Below are 18,710 nucleotides of genomic sequence, written 5' to 3'. Positions count from 1 at the left end.
CAATGAAATTATTTTCTAGCCTCATACTGAGCCTGTCTATCTTTGCACTCGGTGCAACAGCAGAGGAAATAACAACGCTGGAGTCCACCGTAATTGGCAGCCAGGAACAACCTAAGGTTTTATATATCATCCCCTGGAAGCAAGCCAACAGTTTACAAAGGCTCGACAGCGTTCTGCCGCAAACTTTCTCCTCTATATTTGAACATCAGGAATATTCGGAATTTCGGCGGGAAATAAAGCTGTTACAAGCTGAACAGGAAAAAACCGATTAGGCCGACCCATCAAAATAAAAAATAATTTTTTGCGGCGTATGGAAGCGGCGCTGCTGAATTTATACAGCGAAGACATGGAACCGCCGCAGCAGGCTTCAACGTCCCGCGGCCCTCTTTATACACCAAGGGTGGGAACTCAATTGCTCTCCTTTTGCACTACAAATTAATAACTTTATCTGTGGAGAATTAAATCATGGAATTCACTCAAGCGATGCTGCGTTTTTTCCAAAATGGCGGACCCTTCATGTACCCAATTGCAGTGGTCCTGGTTATCGGACTGGCAATGGTAGTAGAGCGCTGGATATTTTTATCACGCGCGCGGAATGCCAATAAAAAGGCGTATCAACAAGTATTGCCCATGTTGCAAAAACGCAGCTATCAAAGTGTGTTACAGCTGGCCCGAGACAACGATGCAGCAATGGGCCGTATCGCCGCAGCGGGCATCAACACTTTGCAATTTGCCAAGCGCGAGGAAAATATTGCTCTGGCTATTGAGGAAGGGATTCTCGAAGCAGTTCCCCGTCTGGAAAAACGCACCAGTTACTTGGCCACTCTCGCTAATATTGCCACTCTGCTGGGCCTACTCGGCACTATTATGGGTCTGATTGCTGCATTTACTGCAGTAGCCAGTGCCGACCCCTCTGAAAAAGCGACCATGCTCTCCACCAGTATTTCCGTAGCGATGAACACTACAGCATTCGGTTTGATTTCTGCCATTCCCCTGCTGTTGTTTAACTCAATGCTGCAAAATAAAACCAATGAGATTGTCGATAGTTTGCAAATGGCCGGGGTTAAATTCCTTAATCTGCTGACCATGGGACGCCCACAGAAAGCGGAACAACGCACTGCAAACAGCTAAGGGATACCGCCATGCTGAACATAAATATTCGCCGGCGTGGACATGAGGAAGCAGAACTTGATATCACCTCGTTTATGAGTTTGATGACCATTTTGGTTCCAGTGTTACTGCTAAATATGGTGTTTTCCCATATTTCAGTGCTCAAGTTGAATCTGCCGGGTATCAGTGATGGAAGCTCCAGTAGTGTGGAGGAAAACCGCCAGCTCGAACTCGTTTTGCGCACGCAGTATGTCGATATTAATTATCCCGCTGGACAGCGGGTTAAACGCATCCCACACGAGGAAAACTCACCGGATTTCGCCACGATATCTGTCGTTTTACAGCAGATAAAACGGCAGTTGCGGGAAAAATCTATCGACAAAGATGATCTGGTGATCCTGTCAGAAAAGGGAACGCCTTACAAAACTCTGGTCGCCGCCATGGATACTGCACGCAGCTACCGGGCTGTAGTGGCCGCATCTGTTGTTGATGCAGAACTGTTCCCCCAGATATCTCTCGGCGATGCACCGGAGCAGACAAAATAGCGGGGCCAAACTATGAAGATAAATGCAGCCGCAAAACTGCAAGAGCGCAGGCAAAGGCAAAAAAAGCAGCAGTCAAAACTGAACCTGGTATCACTGATGGATATCTTCACCATCCTGGTATTTTTCCTTCTGGTGAACTCAACCAGTGATGTTCAGGTTCTGCAGACTGATAAAACCATAAAACTGCCCAAGTCCACCTCACAACAGAAACCCGAGGTGACTACTGTAGTGCGGGTCAACAATAAACAGTTGTTTGTCGGGGACCGATTTATCGCCAACATCGATGATATCGATCCCAGCGCAGAGAATATTGAGGCCCTGGTAACAGAGCTTAAATACCGTGCTGAACGAGCGGGAGAGCTGAGCGAAACCCAGAAAACTCTGGGCCGAGCAGTGACTATTTTAGGTGATGAACAAGTTCCCTATGAATTGCTAAAGCAGATCATGCACACTTGCGCAGCCGCAGACTTCCGCGATATGTCTTTCGCCGTAGAACAAACAGCGCCGGAAGATCCTTCGGGGGTGGAATCCTGATATGAGTACAGCAACCATTAGTTACGCCCCCTGGCAACTACAGGAAACAGTACTTCCCTGGTCCGCCTCGAGAGAGGAGGATCAGCGATTTATCAAATTGCTGCGCGGTGGCCTGATAGCCCTGGCAATCAGTGGTATTGCCGTTGCACTGGCGCCAGTACCCGAACTCACCCGGGAGCAGGCCGAAAGGGTACCGCCACAGCTGGCCAAAGTGATTTTGGAAAAAAAGGAATTGCCAAAACCCAAGCCAAAGCCGAAACCCAAAGAGCAAAAGAAGCCCGAGGAAAAGAAAAAGTCCGAAGAGAAACCCAAAAAGAAAGCGGAAACACCCGACAAGCCCAAGCCTGTGGAGAAGCCGCGCAAGGTTGAAAATCCCCCGGTTGCCAAAGTACAGCAGGCCCGGGAGAAAGCGGCCAATAGCGGCCTGAATGCACTCGCCGATGATCTGTTGGATATGCGCGAGAGTTTTAATACATCGGATATTAGCCGGGGCCAGCTCAGCTCGGGGAATGCTACTGCCACTAAAATAGAACGCAGTATGATCGCGGATAAGTCAAAAGCCTCCAGTGGCGGCGTTGCCGCCGGCAGAGTGAGTCGCGATACCGGTGGTGTCTCACTGGCCGGTCGTGAGAACACCCGAGTGCAAAGTACCCAGGCAACGGGTTCAGCCAATGAAGCGGTGGCCAAGGCCAGAGGGCAAAAATCCATACGTACCGACGATTCCATTCGCAGTGTTATGGAAGCCAATAAAGAGGCTATTATTGGAATCTATAACCGTGCGTTGCGCAGGGATCCAACTCTGCAGGGAAGGCTCACCGTACAGTTGGTGATCGCACCGAATGGTGCTATCGCTTCGATCAAATTGGTAGAGAGCGAGCTCAATAACCCGGCACTTGAACGCAAGTTGCTGGCGAGAATCCGCATGATCAATTTTGGTTCTGCCAACGTTGAAAGTACTACCAAAAACTACTCAATCGACTTCCTGCCTTCTTAAGTTCCGAGTAGTTATCTTGTCTGTAGCGTGGCGACACAGGGACGTGCCGCCATTTGAAGGGAGTTAATAGGTGGACAAGAAGCTGATCCACCCAATTAACTAAAGTAAATCCAGCGCATAGCGACGCAATGTTTGCATAGGAATAATTTCCAGCGCCTTCACATGTGTACTCTGTAAAAATACCCGGGGTGCCATATCCAATTTCTCCGCTTCGAGCCAGCGCGCAGCACAGAGACACCAACGATCCCCTTCCTTTAAACCGGGAAAATTAAACTCCTCTACCGGTGTGCTCAAATCATTGCCGCGACTGCGGGAAAATTCCAAGAACTTATCAGTCACGGCAACGCAGACGGTGTGAGAACCGAGATCCTCTTTACAGGTGTTACAGCAGCCATCGCGAAAGAAGCCAGTCTTGGGGTCCAGGCTACAAGGCACCAGTGGATCGCCAAATACGTTAACTGAATTTTCTATCTCCATTCCTGACTCTCTCCACTTTTATCACCAATTAGCTGAATGTCCACCAGCTGCCAGCGCAGACCATTGCGTTGCATCAACATGCGCAATTCAGGCCGACCATGCTCACCATATTCAACACTCAGATGATTGAGGTCGGTAAAATGCCAGCCCATGCGCTGCCAGGAATCTTCATTCTCTTCCGCTGCAGAAGTCTCATTTCCGGAAATATCCGGTGTTTCACCACCCTGTCGATAAATTTCCCGCTGAAATGCCTCCAGATCCTCTCCCCCACGAAGAAGGTCGGCAATGCCCTCAGGAGTAATAAACTGTTGTAAAAGTGGATCCATAAAGAAATTTGCACCAGCACTGAGTAATTCATCAAATTCCTGAGGAATAGAATTACTAAGGGAATTCCTAAGTTGCTGCTGTAAGCGGACCTTTAAATTGTCACGTAAAACAGGAAAATCGACATAGCGCTCTAACGTGTCGATACTCTCAGCTCTAACCTGCGGTTGATCGGATTTAGCCATTATCGCCGCACGCTGCAATTGCTCGATGGAATAAAACGGCAAGGCGACATACCCAGCGGTAATCAACACCAAAACCAGGCCGCTCATCCACAGTATTTTTTTCATCAATTCTATTCCTTAGTCACTCCCTGGGGATTTTATGCTGAGAAAGATGTATCACCTAATTTGCCAATGTATTGGCGTGGCATTGTTCGCCACTCCTGCCTATGAGATATTTCCCTCCCAAGACTCTGCACCCCATTAATAATCTAAATCTCAATAAGGACAGCTAACAGGATGAGTGACATCTATAAGGCCCCTGAAGCAAATTTGGCCAATAGCCCCGTGAGTGACGACTCAGGCTCTATTGAAAAGGGCATTGCCGGGGATTATTCGTTTTCTATTGGGGAGACTCTTAGCGAAGCTTGGCAACGCACGAGTGGTAATAAAGGCACCGTTTGGGTGGGAGCATTGCTCTATTTCGTTGCCATTATTGCAATTACTATCGTCGCCACCTTAATTACTGGCGGCACTGCGGCTTTCAGCCCTGACAGCAACCCAGGGCCATTTGCCGAGGCTCTCTCTCAGCTGATCGTGACCTTTGCCGGCGCACCCTTGGCGGTGGGTATGACAATGATTGGTATCAAGATCGCCCGCGACGAGCAGACTTCTGGTACCGAGGTGTTTGCTCATTTCGACAAGATAGTGCCTCTCGGCTTTGCGACCATCGTTATGTATCTACTAATTGGGGTTGGTCTGATACTGCTGATAATTCCGGGTATTTACCTAATGATTGCTTATCTGATGACAATGCCCCTAATTGCCGATCGCAATCTGAGCCCCTGGGAGGCTCTGGAAACCTCCCGTAAAGCCATCACTAAGAACTGGTTTGCCTTCCTTGGTTTCGCAATTGTTATGATACTGATCTTTTTAGCTGGCAGCATTCCTCTGCTTATCGGCCTGATTTGGGCAATCCCCCTCTGTAGTATCGCTTTTGGTGTTGCCTACCGAAAAGTTTTCGGCGTTCCCAATCACAATTAAATTTCTCTACCAGACAGGAGCGGTGGCTTGCTGGATACCACCTATAACGTCGAAACACCCGAGGGGATTGATTTGCGCGCGCGGGCCGCTGGGCCTGTGCCGCGTATCCTTGCGTATGCAGTGGATGTGTTTTATCGATCATTGATATTGGCCGCGATCGGCTTTGCCTTGCTATTTGCCGGCTTTGCCGGTGCGGGTATCTGGCTCGTCTGCGCCTTTTTTCTCGAGTGGTTTTACCCGGTGCTTTTTGAAGTTTTACGCGGTGGGCAAACACCGGGCAAAAAAGCCTTTGGCCTAATGGTGGTCAACGACAACCTTACGCCGGTGTCCTGGGGAGCATCCATCGTTCGCAACCTGTTACGCTTCGCGGATTTTATGCCATTTGCCTACGCCACTGGCGTAATAAGCATGACACTGGGGCGTCACTTCCAGCGCCTTGGCGACCTGGCAGCAGCCACCCTGGTGGTCTATCGCGAAGAGGAAAAGGCACCAGTTGCCCTGCCGGATACCACCCCGCTCCCACCACCGCAAAACCTTCGCCAGCAGGACCAACAGGCACTGGTCAGCCTTTTGGAGCGCCACCAGGATTTAAGCGAAGCGCGTCAGCAAGAGCTCGCCAATCTGCTCGAGCCGATTACTCGGAAAAGGGACAGCGATGCCTTGAGCTACCTGCGCTCCGTGGGCAGTTGGCTACTCGGTGGCAGGGGATAGGCAGAGGTACCTATGAAGCAGAGAGACTTTGAGAATCGCTACCGCGACAGCTGGGAGCAATTAGAAGCCTGGCTGAAAGCGGATCAGAACAAGTCCGAAGTTGCGGCCATGGACCTACCCGTCGCCTACCGCAACCTTTGCCAACAGCTGGCAATGGCAAAGGAGCGGCAATATACCAACCGCCTGATAGACCACCTCAACCAGCTGGTTATGGCGGCACATCACCGTGTCTACCGCCAGGAAACCTTGCGCCGCAAGGGATGGTTGCACTATTTGTTGGCAGGTTTTCCCCAAGCCGTGCGCGCTAATAGCCGCGCAGTACTGCTGGCATCCGCTTTGTTTTTAATACCAGGCCTGATCCTGGGAGTCGGCACTTACAACAACGATGCCCTGGTGTACGCAGTAATGTCACCGGAACAGGTTATGGGTTTTGAATCCATGTATGATCCGGGCAACCGGGTACTGGGCCGCGAGCGCGGCTCTGATACCGACCTGTTCATGTTCGGTTTTTATATCAAAAACAATATTGGCATCGCCTTTCGCACCTTTGCCGGCGGTGTACTGTTTGGCCTGGGCTCAATTTTCTTCCTGGTGTTTAACGGCATCTATATTGGCGCAGCGTTTGGGCATATCACCCGGGTGGGCTTTGTCTCCACCTTCTACCCATTTGTGATTGGCCACGGCGCCTTTGAGTTGACCGCCATAGTACTGGCGGGAGCAGCGGGCCTGATATTGGGGCGCTCTCTAGTGGATCCGGGCCAACACCGACGCACGGTCGCACTGCGCCTGGCCGCTGTCGAAGCAATGAAGATTATGTACGGCACTTTCCTGATGCTGGTGATTGCCGCTTTCCTTGAAGCCTTCTGGTCCTCCAGTGCCAGCACACCGATTGCGATCAAGCTCGGGGTAGGCGCCCTGTTTTGGGTACTGGTCTTTGCGTACTTTATCCTGGCAGGACGCAGGGAGGGCGCAACTCATGCAAATTAAGAATCTGGCCGTGCGTGCCCGCTTGCGCTCTCCCTGGGAGTCTGTCGATCTCGGTATCGCCCTGGCACGAAAATACTGGTGGCAACTTTTTATAGTCTACCTGTTGCCTGCAGCACCTTTATTTGTCTTGTGTTATTGGCTCTTTCCGGAGTCACCAACGCTCTCCATCTTTTTTATTTGGTGGCTGAAACCCGTATTTGATCGACTGCCCCTGTTTATGATCAGCCGCGCATTATTTGGATCACCGGTATCCATTGGTGAGGCATTGAAGCATTTCTTTAGCCAAAATCGTCGCGACTGGTTTATGTGGCTTACCCTCCGTCGGCTGAGCCCCACACGCTCTTTCGATATGCCAGTCACCGTGCTGGAGCAATCCACGGGCAAGGCCCGTACCTCGCGCCTTGGGGTACTGCACCGCAAACACTCTGGGGCCGCTACCTGGCTAACACTAACGCTTTACCATATTGAGATATTTCTACTTGCCGCATTAAGTGTGATGGCATTTCTGTTTATCCCTGAACAGTATTCCGATGGGATCGATTGGATCCCTCTGCTCCAAGGGGATACTCAATGGCTGGAATGGATGTATAACGGGCTCTACCTGTTTGTTATGGCAGCAGTAGCCCCCTTCTATATCGTTAGCGGATTTTGCCTTTATATTGGCCGTCGTATTGAGTTGGAAGGCTGGGATATAGAAATCCAGTTTCGGGACCTGCTGGAACGCCAGCAGCGTGAACAGGAGTCTCACCGCAGAAGAAAACCAAGCACTGCTGCCCTAATCCTGATCTGCGGGCTCACCTTTGGCTCATTAATTCCAGCGCCCCCCGCCAGCGCCGCATCCTTGGAAACCCCGCAGCAGGCCCAAGAGCATATTGACGAAATTCTCGCCGGCGATGACTTTCATCAAATGAAAGAGATCAGTGGTTGGCGCCAAAAAGACAAATCTGAAACAGAAGCCGTCAAAGAAAAGTTCCCCGAGTGGTTAATTAACTTTATCGAATGGCTTTTTGAGAACTCTAAAGATACGCCTGAAGTTGACGATGAAGTTAAATGGGGCCCAACAATTGCGAAAATCCTGGAGCTGCTGCTTTGGATTGGCTTGGTATTCGGCCTGGGCTATTTGCTTTGGAGACATCACGATAAAATTCTTCAGAGCTTGAAATGGCAGCCTAAGCCAAAGAAAAAGCAGCCCGTCCCCGAAACCCTATTCGGCCTGGATGTACGCCAATCGAGTCTGCCCGATGACGTTTGCGCTGAGGTCATGCGCCTGTGGACAGAGGGAGACAAGCGAGCCAGTTTGGGACTATTGTACCGCGCCACCCTCTCTCACCTGATTGAAGACTTCGAGTTTTATTTTGGCGATCACCTTACCGAAAGTGAATGCGCACAGCTGGTACAAGTAAGGCAACAGGAGCCGAATGAAGTACAGCGCCCAGTAAGTCCCGCCCTGAGTCAATTTGTACAAGAGCTTACTGCAAACTGGCAGCAGCTTGCCTATGCCCACCGGCCGCCAAAAGAGGCTCAGGTAAGCTCACTTTGTAGCCAATGGCAGGAGGAATTTGGCAATGACCGCTAAGAGAATTCTGTTGGCAGCTTTGGTCATAAGTGGCGTTGCACTTGTATGGCTATTCCTCACTTTCTACGAGCGCTACTCCAAGGAGATCGACAGCGGCTGGAGCATGGAAGCCAGACGAAATCCCTACCTGGCAGCAGAAAGATACCTCACCGATATCCAACTGGCGCCGCGTCAGGCAGATAATATATCTGTACTCCAAGGCCTCTCCTCCGATGCCACCCTGTTTATCAGCAGCTCCAGCCAGGTTTATAACCCCACCAAGGCCCAAGAGCTTCTCGAGTGGGTCGAGCGCGGTGGCCACGCCATCGTTGTAGCCTATACCGGCAACTTCGACAGCGACTCCGGGCGCAGTGAAAACCGCGATTGGCTACTTGAGTCCATGGACGTCTCCATCGAAGAGGGGCACAACAAGTTCGAACTGCAAGAAACCCTGGAGCAACTGCTCGGGGAGGATGCGGTACTCGAGCCTGAGCAGAGCCCCGCTGATGCCATGCGGGAGCACAATCGCAAACTGGACGAAGGCGAAACGGAAGATGAGCCGAAGGAACAAGAGGAACCTCGCAACCCCGATGTGTCAGAAGAGGATCTGGTAACCCTGCCTGTTGAGGGCGGCAGCGAAATACAGCTATACCTCGATGCCAGCCACCTGCTCTACCACCCTTCGTTTAATGACGAGACTATCACCGATGGACCTGTCTTCTGGGCAAAAGTACGACGCGGCGATGTCGGCGTACCGTTTATGCAGTTCGAGCGCGGCAATGGTGTGATTACCCTGATGACTGACAGCACCCTGTGGCAGTCCCAGCGTATTGGCCACTTCGATCACGCCTATTTCTTACAATTGCTGGCCGGCGAAGGAGAGTTTGTCTTTCTCACCCGCCCCCGCTTTGAAACCCTTTCTAAGGTTGCTCGTCAATACGCTGCAGAGTTTTTTCTCGCCGGCGCACTGGCCTTACTCGCTTGGCTATTACTACACGGGCGCCGCTTCGGCCCCTTGCAGCCGGAGCCAGAAGTGTCCCGCCGTTCTCTGCTAGAACATATATCCGCCTGCGGCCATTACTACTGGCAGGACGACCAGGGGGAAACCCTGCTGCGCGGCCATCGGGAAGAACTTCTACGTCGTCTTGGCGCCACCCATATCAACGCCACTAAAAAACGCAAACTGTGCGACAAGCTCTGTGCCTCCACTGGTATGGATGAACGGCTAATAGTTGAAACCCTGTGGGGCAAGCCCCCCACAACCGAAGAAACATTTACTGAACACATGCGTAATCTGCAGCGAATCGAGGCAGTCCTATGAACGAGACCACCCTTCAACCAGAACAACAAACCACGGGCCCGTCACCTGACTGGCAGGCTGCGTCCGCCAAACTTCAGATACTGCGCAACAATATCAACCGGTTGCTGATTGGCCAGGAGCAGGTGGTTGACCAGGTACTCGTAGCTCTGCTGGCTTCTGGCCACGTACTGCTCGAAGGTGTACCCGGACTCGGCAAAACCCTTCTGGTGCGCACCCTGGCCAACTGCTTTGGCGGCAATTTCCGCCGCATCCAGTTTACCCCGGATTTGATGCCCGCCGACGTTACCGGCCACGCCATGTACAACATGGGAGAGAGCCGCTTTGAGGTGCGTCGCGGGCCGGTATTTACCAACCTGCTGCTGGCGGATGAAATCAACCGCGCCCCCGCCAAAACCCAGGCCGCCCTACTGGAGGTGATGCAGGAGAAGCAGGTCACTATCGACGGCCAGGCATTGAAAGTACCCAGTCCATTTATGGTACTCGCCACTCAAAACCCCATCGAGCAGGAAGGTACCTACCCGCTGCCAGAGGCGGAACTGGACCGATTCCTGCTGAAAGTCCTCATCGATTACCCCAGCCTCGAAGCGGAACTGAAATTGGCCGCCGCCGCCAGCAGTGGCCGAATTGAGCGCAGCCTGCAGGAAAAGCTGGCCGGAGAAATTACTGTCGAGGGATTGCAGCAACTTCAGGCCCTGGTGCCCCAGGTGGGCTTGGACGAACAGGTATTGAATTACGCCGTGCGGCTGGTGCGCGCCACCCGCCAATCACCGCAGCTGCGCAGCCCCGCCGGCCCACGCGCCAGTATCGGCCTGCTGCAGGCAGCTCGCGCCAATGCGCTGTTACAGGGACGGGAATTTGTACTGCCGGATGATATCAAGGCCATGGCCATCCCGGTAATGCGCCACCGTATCGGCCTATCTCCAGATATGGAAATTGACGGTGAAACTGCTGATACGGCGCTGGCAATGATTATCGACAGTGTTGAGGCGCCGCGACTGTGACACAGACTGTAGCTGCAACAGAGCAACAGGCAGCACCAGCACAAAGCGGTCGCACCGGCCCGAGTCCGCGCCTGGTCAAACTGCTCGGCTACTGGTGCCTGGCGGCTCTGGCAATTACAGCAGCGCGAATTTGGTTTCCGCAAGCCAGCTCATTTATCGGCAACCTTTGGTGGGGAGCGAGTGCCCTGTTAATCAGCGCCACCCTGCTGGACTATCTCACCGGTTACCGTGTAACCGGTCTGCAGGGGCTGCGGCGATTGCCCGGCAACCTGGCCCTGGGCGTACGCAATACTGCGCGGCTAAAACTTCACAATACCGGCCCACGCCCACTATTACTCCAGGTTTCCGACTCAATCCCACAGCAACTGGGATCGACAGGGCTGCCGCGCTCCGCACAACTTAACCCGGACCAGGAAATCACCATCGAGTACGACCTGGTACCCCGTCGCCGCGGCAGCGCCTCTTTCGGACGAATCGAGGTACTGGCCAACTCTCCCTGGGGACTCTGGCAGACGAGGGTATGGTTGGGACAGGAGCAGACCGTCAAGGTCTACCCCAATTTTCTCGGTATATCCTCACTGCAATCTCTCTCCACCGAACAGAGCCTGCGCCTGATGGGGTTGCACCAGCAGCAGCGTCGCGGTGAGGGCATGGACTTCCGCCAACTACGGGAATACCGCCAGGGAGACAGCCAGCGACAGGTGGACTGGCGCGCGAGCTCACGGCTGCGCAAACTGATCAGCCGTGAATACCAGGACGAACGCGACCAGGAAATTATTTATATGCTGGATTGCGGCCGCCGGATGCGTGCGAAAGACGGCGAGCTGAGCCACTTTGACCACGCACTCAATGGCTTGCTACTTTCAGCTTATGTCGCCATCAAACAGGGGGACGCGGTCGGCTTGCAGGCATTTGCTGCGGCACAGGAGAGCAGTGGTGGACAGCTGCCTCCAGTAAAAGGCGAAAGTGCGATCAACCTACTGCTGAATAATGTCTACGACCTCCACTCTGGCACCAGTAGCGCAGATTACACTAGCGCCGCACAACAGTTGATGGCCCACCACAAGCGACGTGCCCTGGTAATCCTGATTACCAACTTGCGCGATGAAGATAGTGACGAACTCCTAGCAGCAGTCAAATTGCTGTCGCGCAATCACCTGGTGATGATTGCCAGTCTGCGGGAGACTTCTGTGGACAAATTGCTGCAACAGCCGATTCAGAACTTTGACAGTGCAGTAAACAGCGCAGCAGCGAGGGACTTCCTGCGCCGCAGGGAGCAATTACTTCAGCATTTGCAGGCACACAATGTCATAGTGGTTGACTCGAGGCCGGAGCTTTTGCACCAGTCTCTGGTAGAGGCCTATTGGCGCCTAAAGCGCAGCGGCAGAATCTGAATCGTCAAATTCACCGAGTGGGGACTCTCCGAGCCCCCACTATTTAAACCTTCTCTATAACCTTCCCACTACTCGCAATAATCCAGGGCTGTCCGGGAACTCTCCCCAATCCCGGGAATCTCTTATTGAGCGCGCTACCTCCTGGAACCTTTAGCTTCCAGCAAAGTTAGATTTATTTTTAGAATGCGCTGAAGAAAAGAAATTAAATTCCAACAAAACCTGATAAAGCTCAATTTACCTCGTATTAGTTCGCAAAAGTTAACTTGGGGCAGTGGCACTTTGCTGTATCACCCGTTAACCTCTTGTTACTCATCTCCGGGTATTTAAAATGGGCCCGGGCAAAGTACAGACCTTCTTATTTATGAGCGGTAAGCGCACCATCCAATACTGTTCCCGTCTGTCCCAGTGGCAGGCGCTATTGCTATTGCTGGTATTTCTCAGCGCGCGAGGCCTGGTTCCTGCAGGTTTTATGCCGGCAGATTTTGCAGCGGGAACGCCCTATGGGCTCTGCCATGGCGATAGCCGCAGCGCTTTATTGCTCAATGCCCTCAAAGCGAATTCCCACAGCGATCATCACGGCGACCACTCTGCAAGCCACAACCACGATACGCTTACCGCTCACTCATTTGCCGATAACCATTGTAATTTTTCCGCCGCTGCCAGTATTGCCAGCGCACCAACTACAGAACTGGAAATAGTCCTACCCGGTTTTACTCAACCGCCCTCTTGTCCGGCTTTTTTCCGCGTTATCTCTAACGCTTACAGCCGCCCACTAATTCGCGCTCCCCCGGTTTAATTCCTTTTTTATTCCAACATCATCACTCCGCAGTTCGCTGTGGACCGCAAGTCTCATTGCTGTCTTAACATTTTCAGCGCTTTGGGTCTTGCCAAAATACGACCACTTTTTCAAGTGGGGATATGTCGCGTGCGCCAAATGTTACTCAGGCCTGCGCGCTCACTGCTGCGTGTTCGAAACGCCAGCGAAAAGGATTGAAAACCATGCATCAGAGCATCAACGCAAAAATTTTTCTGAAAAAACCTCTCAGCCTGGCACTCGCTGCCTGCTGTACCTTTTCAGCACATCTCGCAGCGGAAGAATCCGAAGAGTCAGAGACATTAAAAGATAGTGAAATGGAACAAATGGTGGTTACTGGGGTAAAAACTGAACTCCCCCTCAACCTGGTAACCGACCCGAAAAAACCCCGTCAGCCATTACCTGCCAATGACGGCGCCGACTACCTGAAAACAATTCCGGGATTTTCCGTAGTGCGTAAAGGCGGCACCAGTGGCGATCCGATGCTTCGTGGAATGGGGGGCTCGCGCCTGGGAATGGTAGTGGATGGAGAAACAATGGCGGGTGGTTGTCCCAGCCGAATGGACCCACCTACAGCCTATATTTTTCCCGAGGCAATGGACGAAATTGAAGTTATTAAAGGGCCACAGAGCGTCCTCTATGGCCCCGGAAATTCCGCCGGCGTAGTTGTGTTTAACCAGCAGCAGGAGCGCCCCACTGAAAGCGACTGGAATATGCATGCAAGCCTGCTCGGCGCCAGTGCCGAGCGCCGCGATGGTCTATTCGATATCTCCTATAGTTCGCCGCAGTTTTCTATCCGCAGCTCCTCGACCTCGGCATCTGCGGACGACTACGAAGACGGAGATGGCAATGAGGTAAATTCCAGTTATGAGCGCTGGAGCAGCCAGGTCAATTTGGCCTGGACACCCAGCGACGATACACGGGTCGAGTTTGATACTGCATTTAGCGATGGTGAAGCTGCCTATGCAGATCGGGGAGTCGACGGTTCCAAGTTTGCCCGTGAGAGCTACAAAGCGAAATATGTCCGCAGCAATATCAGTAGCTGGCTCGACTCAATTGAGCTCCAGGCCTACTACAACTATATCGACCACATAATGGATAACTACAGCCTGCGCGAGTTATCCAGCACCGCTACCCCCATGGTCATGAATCTCGATAGTGAGACCACAGGTTTCAAGATGGCTCTGGTGTTTACGCCTATGGACGGTGTGGAATTGACCAGTGGAATTGATGCCCGGGAAAATCGCCACACCGGCCGCTCGACCATGAACCAGTCCACCATGGACTACCGGGATATGAAGCGAGAGGCCGATGCCGAATTTAGCCAGCTGGGGTTATTTTCTGAGGTCAGTTGGCAGGTCGCAGCCAATCAGCGCTGGATCGCCGGTGCACGAGTGGATGATTGGGAAGTAAAAGACCTTCGCGATGAGGTTGCTATATCCATGATGTCCTCAGTGGATAACCCCACTGCGGGAGAAACTCGCTCAGAGCTATTGAGCAGCGGCTTCCTGCGCTATGAATATGGTCTCGAAAGCGGCCCCAATAGTTCTGCCACACTCTTTGCCGGGCTCGGCTACACTGAGCGCTTCCCCGATTATTGGGAAATTTTCTCCTACGAGACAGCAGACTCCTACAGCGCACTGGATATCGAATCAGAAAAGACCACCCAGCTGGATATCGGCTATATCTATCGCGGTGAAAAACTCTCTGCCAGTGTCTCCGGATTCGTCAATCAGATTGATGACTACCTGATGATTGAGAAGGATTACGAAAAAGCGGCAGTAATGAGTAGCATGGACTCTATGGGTAGTATGAATATGGATGGTATGGACTCCTCCGATACTCGCACTACCTCCATTGTCAGAAACATCCAGGCACGCTCCTGGGGTTTGGAGTTTGACTCCTCATATCAACTCAATGAGCAGTGGCGCACTGAATTCACCGTAACATCTGTTCGCGGTGCCAACGAAACCGATGGCACTACCTTGGCACAACTGCCGCCTCTGGAGGGCCGCCTGGGACTCTACTATGAACAGGCCCAGTGGTCAGCAGGTGTTTTATGGCGCGCTATCGCAAGCCAGGACCGAGTGGATATCGGCAAAGGCAATATTGTTGGTCAGGATATTGGTGCAACTGACTCTGCCAACGTCGTTTCCATCAATGCCGGCTGGAAACCCAGTAAAAGTGTACTGGTAACTACCGGTATCGATAACCTATTCGATGAGACTTACGCTGAATATATCAGTCGCTCTGGAGCCAATATTATTGGTTTCGATCAGTTGACTCGGGTTAACGAACCGGGACGCACCTTCTGGCTGAAAGCCATTTATCGAATTTAAAAGCTATTGGGGCCCCAGGGCCCCTTTTCCATTCTCTAAAAAAATCAGTATTTAATTAAGAAATTTCTACGAATAAATTATTGAGAAAAATAGGTTAAAAGGCGGAGGGCATACTAAAAGCGGTAGGAAAAATTCAAACTCAGGGTACGCAGATGCCCGAGGTTAACACGTTCTATTTTGCCAATATTATTGTAGTTATACTCTAATGAAGTATCGAAATCTTGAGTCCACATAATTCGGTAACCCACTCCGGCGTTCCAAAAGGTATCACTGCCACTGGCATCAATAATATAGATATATCGATCATCCGGATAAAATGGTGGGTATTCTCGATACCAATAGCCTCTTCTTAAAACATTGTTCAAATCCACATCGGCATAATTATATCCCACCATCCAATAGAGACATTGAACGTGACAATTCAGGGTAAAATCAATTTTAAAATTTAAACCTACCTGATCTACTGTGACATGATTGTCATCAAAATGTGACGCCCGCAGCTCAACTTGCCAGACTCCTACCGCCGGCGTAATTCCAAGGCTGACATAGCCAAAAGAATCCCGCTGCTTATTTAACTGCTGCTCGCCACTCCCAAAACCAACAGTACCGATAATCCGGTACTCTCCCGTGGCGACACCATCAAAAGGATTATTCGCCTCGAATCCATAACTGGTCGCAGCTATAAAAAAGGAAAGCAGGTAGACGGATAGCTTTATCATCGCCACTCACATCAAAAAGCCAGTCATCAAGTTCAAGCTCAGTGAATTATTTCAAGTTGTTTCTACATCAATAATGGCCCAGACGCCTCCTACAAAAGCCGGGTTTTTCTTCAGGTTGTCTACATCGCCTGCTTGCGGCATTGGTTGTCCAGCCTGACGGAGCTCTTCCAACCGCTGAAAAATCGTTTCAGCCATTTTTTGCAGGGTCCCCTCAAGGGTATCGGCATAGCAGTGGCAATGCGGCAGATCCGGTGCAATGGCACCAAATCCGGCATATTCAATATTGTGCACCACAACCGGGTAGCGCATTGAAAAATACTCTTATGTATTAGCTTTCCAAAGCGTAGACTGCTTTACATTTTACGGGGGAATTTGGCAAGGAAATTAGCTAATTAGCCGGGAAATAATATTTCGCGCTGGCACAGATTCAACACTATAAGTGACAGCACTGAGTAGGAAGAACTGCCGTATTCAAATTAAAACCTGCAGCACTACAGTTTTTCACACTAGAAAATACTTGGAATTTAGTTAACGGGGCATCCTACCTAATAGGGCTCGGCGGGAAAATAGCATGCTGTTATAAGTGCGCCGCAGCGCAATATCATTTGCATCGACTGCATTGGAGAGGGCTTCAAAATGCCGCTGCAACCAGTTTATTTCCTCCTCCAGTTCCCGGCGCAAACAGCGAATTTCACCTTTATCCTGGTTAAAGCGCAGATCGGGTCCAGACATCAGTGAGCCTCCTGAATTTGGAAATATCCAAATCCCCTTTAAAGCCTCCACCAGTGGTGGTGGAGGCACAAAAATGCTCTCTATATATTTACTGGCGTCACACCCTAAGCAGCGGACTTATCCAGCAGTAGGGATTGCCAATCAAAAGAAGAATCGCCAATTACATAGAAAAAGGGATTTAGCAGAGAGTCTTTGGTGTTGTAGCGCAACAAATTAAACTCTTCATCCACAACAATACCACCTGCTGCTTCAACTACGGCTTGAGCTGCCGCTGTATCCCACTCGCAAGTAGGAGCCAGACGCGGATACAAATCTGCTGCCCCCTCAGCAACCAGGCATAATTTCAGCGAGGAGCCCATATTTTTGCACTCGACAGCTCCCAGTTCAGACTCGATACGTTGTACCAGCTGGTCGACGGTGCCAGTTCCATGGCTGCGGCTGGCCACAAGCTCAACAACTTCACTATTATCCAGGCGCGGCTTCAGTGGACGCACCCGAATTTCAGTTTCGCCATTGGCATCGCGCTTAAAGGCTCCTTCGCCCTTGCAGCCGGCATAAGTGATATTCAGTACCGGTACGTAAACCACCCCCAAAACGGGCTCGCCATTTTCGATTAACGCGACATTTACGGTAAATTCACCGTTTCGTCGGATAAATTCTTTGGTGCCATCGAGCGGATCGACAATCCAGTAACGCTGCCACTGACTGCGCTCTTCGAACGAGGGCATTTCCTGCTCTTCTGATAAAACCGGTACCCCCTCGATAAGCTGTGCTAACGCCGGTTCCAGTACTTTGTGAGCGGCCAGATCTGCGGCAGTTACTGGGGAATCATCTTTCTTTGTCTCGACTTCCAACTCAGCGCTGCTGTGATAAACCTCGAGAATCGCCTCTCCCGCGCGTTTGCAAATCTCTATCACCTGCTCCAAAAGTGCTTTATCCATTACAACTCCATACTCTGTGAACTCACCATTTTAAAATCTTAGGCGGAGAAAAGGTCCTGAACGGACAGGTAGCGCTCACCAGTGTCATAGCTGAACACCAGTACCCGGCTGCCCGCATCCATCTCCCCTTCGCGCTTTTTCAGGGCCGCAAGGCTGGCACCGGAGGAGATACCCACAAAAATTCCCTCTTTTAATGCGCAACGACGCGCCATTGCAAAACTGTCTTCCTCACTCACCAATACAGTACCGTCGAGTACTTCCGTATTGAGTACCTGGGGTACAAAGCCGGCGCCGATACCCTGCAAACGATGCAGGCCTTTCTCTCCACCGCTAATCACCGGTGATTTCTCCGGCTCTACCGCATAGACCTGTAATTTGGGAAAGTGCTCTTTTAAGACTTCACCACAACCAGTGATATGCCCGCCAGTACCCACACCGGTAATCATATAATCCAGCCCGTCAGGAAAATCTGCCAAGATTTCCTTGGAAGTAACATCCCGGTGCACCTGGGCATTGGCGCGGTTATTAAATTGTTGGGGCATCCAGCTATTCGCATGTGAGGCCAATAACTCCTCCGCCTTAGCAATAGCGCCGCCCATACCGCGCTCTTTAGGTGTAAGGACCAATTCTGCGCCCATTGCCTTCATGACCTGGCGACGCTCTACCGACATAGACTCCGGCATGGTCAGGATCAGGCGATAACCCTTCACGGCAGCAACCATCGCCAGTCCAATACCCGTATTACCAGAGGTCGGTTCGATTATTACCCCACCGGGCTGCAGGGCTCCACGACGCTCCGCATCCTCAATCATCGCCAAGGCAATTCGGTCCTTAATACTGCTACCCGGATTAAAACGCTCTACCTTCATCCAAACTTCTATATCGGGGCGGAAGAGGTGATTGATTCTTACGTGAGGGGTATTGCCGATTGTTTCCAGAATATTGGCCGCTTTCATCAGTGAGGCTCTCCATGACTAGTGCTCAAGGCAAACAACTGCCGGGCATGT

General features: G+C 51.5%; 21 protein-coding genes. 14 read left to right on the top strand and 7 right to left on the bottom strand.

Features of this window, described 5'->3' with window-relative positions; translation table 11 throughout:
• The first annotated feature begins 2 nt into the window (after positions 1–2).
• The 5 genes from ACYX4J_RS00305 (at position 3) to ACYX4J_RS00285 (ending at position 3,183) form a co-directional block, all read left to right on the top strand.
• The gene (locus ACYX4J_RS00305; RefSeq protein ID WP_476177619.1) at positions 3–272 is read left to right on the top strand and encodes a hypothetical protein; all 270 of its coding nucleotides are present in this window, start codon (positions 3–5) and stop codon (positions 270–272) included.
• A 193-nt stretch (positions 273–465) separates the two neighbouring features.
• Positions 466–1,131 carry a MotA/TolQ/ExbB proton channel family protein gene (locus ACYX4J_RS00300; RefSeq protein WP_108734861.1) on the top strand — a complete coding sequence of 222 codons (666 nt, stop codon included), beginning with the start codon at positions 466–468 and terminating at the stop codon, positions 1,129–1,131.
• Between the two features lie 11 nt (positions 1,132–1,142).
• Positions 1,143–1,655 (top strand): biopolymer transporter ExbD, encoded by a 513-nt coding sequence (locus ACYX4J_RS00295; RefSeq protein ID WP_108734862.1) that lies wholly within the window; start codon positions 1,143–1,145, stop codon positions 1,653–1,655.
• 12 nt (positions 1,656–1,667) lie between these two features.
• Positions 1,668–2,189, top strand: coding sequence for an ExbD/TolR family protein (locus ACYX4J_RS00290; RefSeq protein ID WP_476177618.1), 522 nt, complete (start codon positions 1,668–1,670; stop codon positions 2,187–2,189).
• A 1-nt stretch (position 2,190) separates the two neighbouring features.
• Positions 2,191–3,183 (top strand): AgmX/PglI C-terminal domain-containing protein, encoded by a 993-nt coding sequence (locus ACYX4J_RS00285; RefSeq protein WP_476177617.1) that lies wholly within the window; start codon positions 2,191–2,193, stop codon positions 3,181–3,183.
• Between the two features lie 99 nt (positions 3,184–3,282).
• Here ACYX4J_RS00285 and ACYX4J_RS00280 read toward each other — a convergent pair whose 3' ends face one another.
• Positions 3,283–3,660: a DUF2237 family protein gene (locus tag ACYX4J_RS00280; protein ID WP_413663688.1), complete on the bottom strand. Its 378-nt coding sequence runs from the start codon at positions 3,658–3,660 to the stop codon at positions 3,283–3,285.
• On the bottom strand, positions 3,651–4,274 hold the full coding sequence (locus ACYX4J_RS00275) for a DUF2939 domain-containing protein (protein WP_476177616.1): 624 nt from the start codon (positions 4,272–4,274) through the stop codon (positions 3,651–3,653). Before ACYX4J_RS00275 ends, ACYX4J_RS00280 begins: the two co-directional genes overlap by 10 nt.
• A 171-nt stretch (positions 4,275–4,445) precedes the next feature.
• Here ACYX4J_RS00275 and ACYX4J_RS00270 point away from each other — a divergent pair, with 171 nt between their 5' ends.
• The 9 genes from ACYX4J_RS00270 (at position 4,446) to ACYX4J_RS00230 (ending at position 15,311) form a co-directional block, all read left to right on the top strand.
• Positions 4,446–5,189 carry a DUF2189 domain-containing protein gene (locus tag ACYX4J_RS00270; protein ID WP_444906959.1) on the top strand — a complete coding sequence of 248 codons (744 nt, stop codon included), beginning with the start codon at positions 4,446–4,448 and terminating at the stop codon, positions 5,187–5,189.
• Positions 5,190–5,216: 27 nt separating this feature from the next.
• Positions 5,217–5,900, top strand: coding sequence for an RDD family protein (locus tag ACYX4J_RS00265; RefSeq protein ID WP_444926184.1), 684 nt, complete (start codon positions 5,217–5,219; stop codon positions 5,898–5,900).
• Positions 5,901–5,912: 12 nt separating this feature from the next.
• Positions 5,913–6,887: a stage II sporulation protein M gene (locus ACYX4J_RS00260; protein ID WP_476177615.1), complete on the top strand. Its 975-nt coding sequence runs from the start codon at positions 5,913–5,915 to the stop codon at positions 6,885–6,887.
• A complete protein-coding gene (locus ACYX4J_RS00255; RefSeq protein ID WP_476177614.1) occupies positions 6,877–8,463 on the top strand; it encodes a DUF4129 domain-containing protein in 1,587 nt (528 codons plus the stop codon). Before ACYX4J_RS00260 ends, ACYX4J_RS00255 begins: the two co-directional genes overlap by 11 nt.
• Positions 8,453–9,763 (top strand): DUF4350 domain-containing protein, encoded by a 1,311-nt coding sequence (locus tag ACYX4J_RS00250; RefSeq protein WP_476177613.1) that lies wholly within the window; start codon positions 8,453–8,455, stop codon positions 9,761–9,763. The genes ACYX4J_RS00255 and ACYX4J_RS00250 overlap by 11 nt, the downstream gene beginning before the upstream one ends.
• Positions 9,760–10,764, top strand: a complete 1,005-nt coding sequence (locus tag ACYX4J_RS00245; RefSeq protein ID WP_444895787.1) for an AAA family ATPase — start codon at positions 9,760–9,762, stop codon at positions 10,762–10,764. Before ACYX4J_RS00250 ends, ACYX4J_RS00245 begins: the two co-directional genes overlap by 4 nt.
• Positions 10,761–12,158, top strand: coding sequence for a DUF58 domain-containing protein (locus ACYX4J_RS00240; RefSeq protein ID WP_444895786.1), 1,398 nt, complete (start codon positions 10,761–10,763; stop codon positions 12,156–12,158). The genes ACYX4J_RS00245 and ACYX4J_RS00240 overlap by 4 nt, the downstream gene beginning before the upstream one ends.
• A gap of 328 nt (positions 12,159–12,486) precedes the next feature.
• Positions 12,487–12,954 carry a hypothetical protein gene (locus ACYX4J_RS00235; protein ID WP_476177612.1) on the top strand — a complete coding sequence of 156 codons (468 nt, stop codon included), beginning with the start codon at positions 12,487–12,489 and terminating at the stop codon, positions 12,952–12,954.
• Between the two features lie 203 nt (positions 12,955–13,157).
• Positions 13,158–15,311, top strand: a complete 2,154-nt coding sequence (locus ACYX4J_RS00230; protein WP_476177611.1) for a TonB-dependent copper receptor — start codon at positions 13,158–13,160, stop codon at positions 15,309–15,311.
• Between the two features lie 113 nt (positions 15,312–15,424).
• Here ACYX4J_RS00230 and ACYX4J_RS00225 read toward each other — a convergent pair whose 3' ends face one another.
• From ACYX4J_RS00225 to cysK, 5 genes are all read right to left on the bottom strand, one after another.
• Positions 15,425–16,030 (bottom strand): outer membrane beta-barrel protein, encoded by a 606-nt coding sequence (locus tag ACYX4J_RS00225; RefSeq protein WP_476177610.1) that lies wholly within the window; start codon positions 16,028–16,030, stop codon positions 15,425–15,427.
• 51 nt (positions 16,031–16,081) lie between these two features.
• Entirely contained in the window at positions 16,082–16,339 is a 258-nt protein-coding gene (locus ACYX4J_RS00220; RefSeq protein ID WP_108734877.1) for a type II toxin-antitoxin system HicB family antitoxin, read from the bottom strand.
• Between the two features lie 219 nt (positions 16,340–16,558).
• Positions 16,559–16,762 carry a hypothetical protein gene (locus tag ACYX4J_RS00215; protein WP_108734878.1) on the bottom strand — a complete coding sequence of 68 codons (204 nt, stop codon included), beginning with the start codon at positions 16,760–16,762 and terminating at the stop codon, positions 16,559–16,561.
• 104 nt (positions 16,763–16,866) lie between these two features.
• Positions 16,867–17,703, bottom strand: coding sequence for a 3'(2'),5'-bisphosphate nucleotidase CysQ (gene cysQ, locus ACYX4J_RS00210; RefSeq protein ID WP_108734879.1), 837 nt, complete (start codon positions 17,701–17,703; stop codon positions 16,867–16,869).
• 38 nt (positions 17,704–17,741) lie between these two features.
• Positions 17,742–18,659 carry a cysteine synthase A gene (gene cysK / locus ACYX4J_RS00205; protein WP_476177609.1) on the bottom strand — a complete coding sequence of 306 codons (918 nt, stop codon included), beginning with the start codon at positions 18,657–18,659 and terminating at the stop codon, positions 17,742–17,744.
• Between the last annotated feature and the right edge of the window lie 51 nt (positions 18,660–18,710).

The organism is Microbulbifer sp. ABM4_008 (genome assembly GCF_056311705.1).
This window is presented reverse-complemented; position numbering and strand designations above follow the sequence as displayed.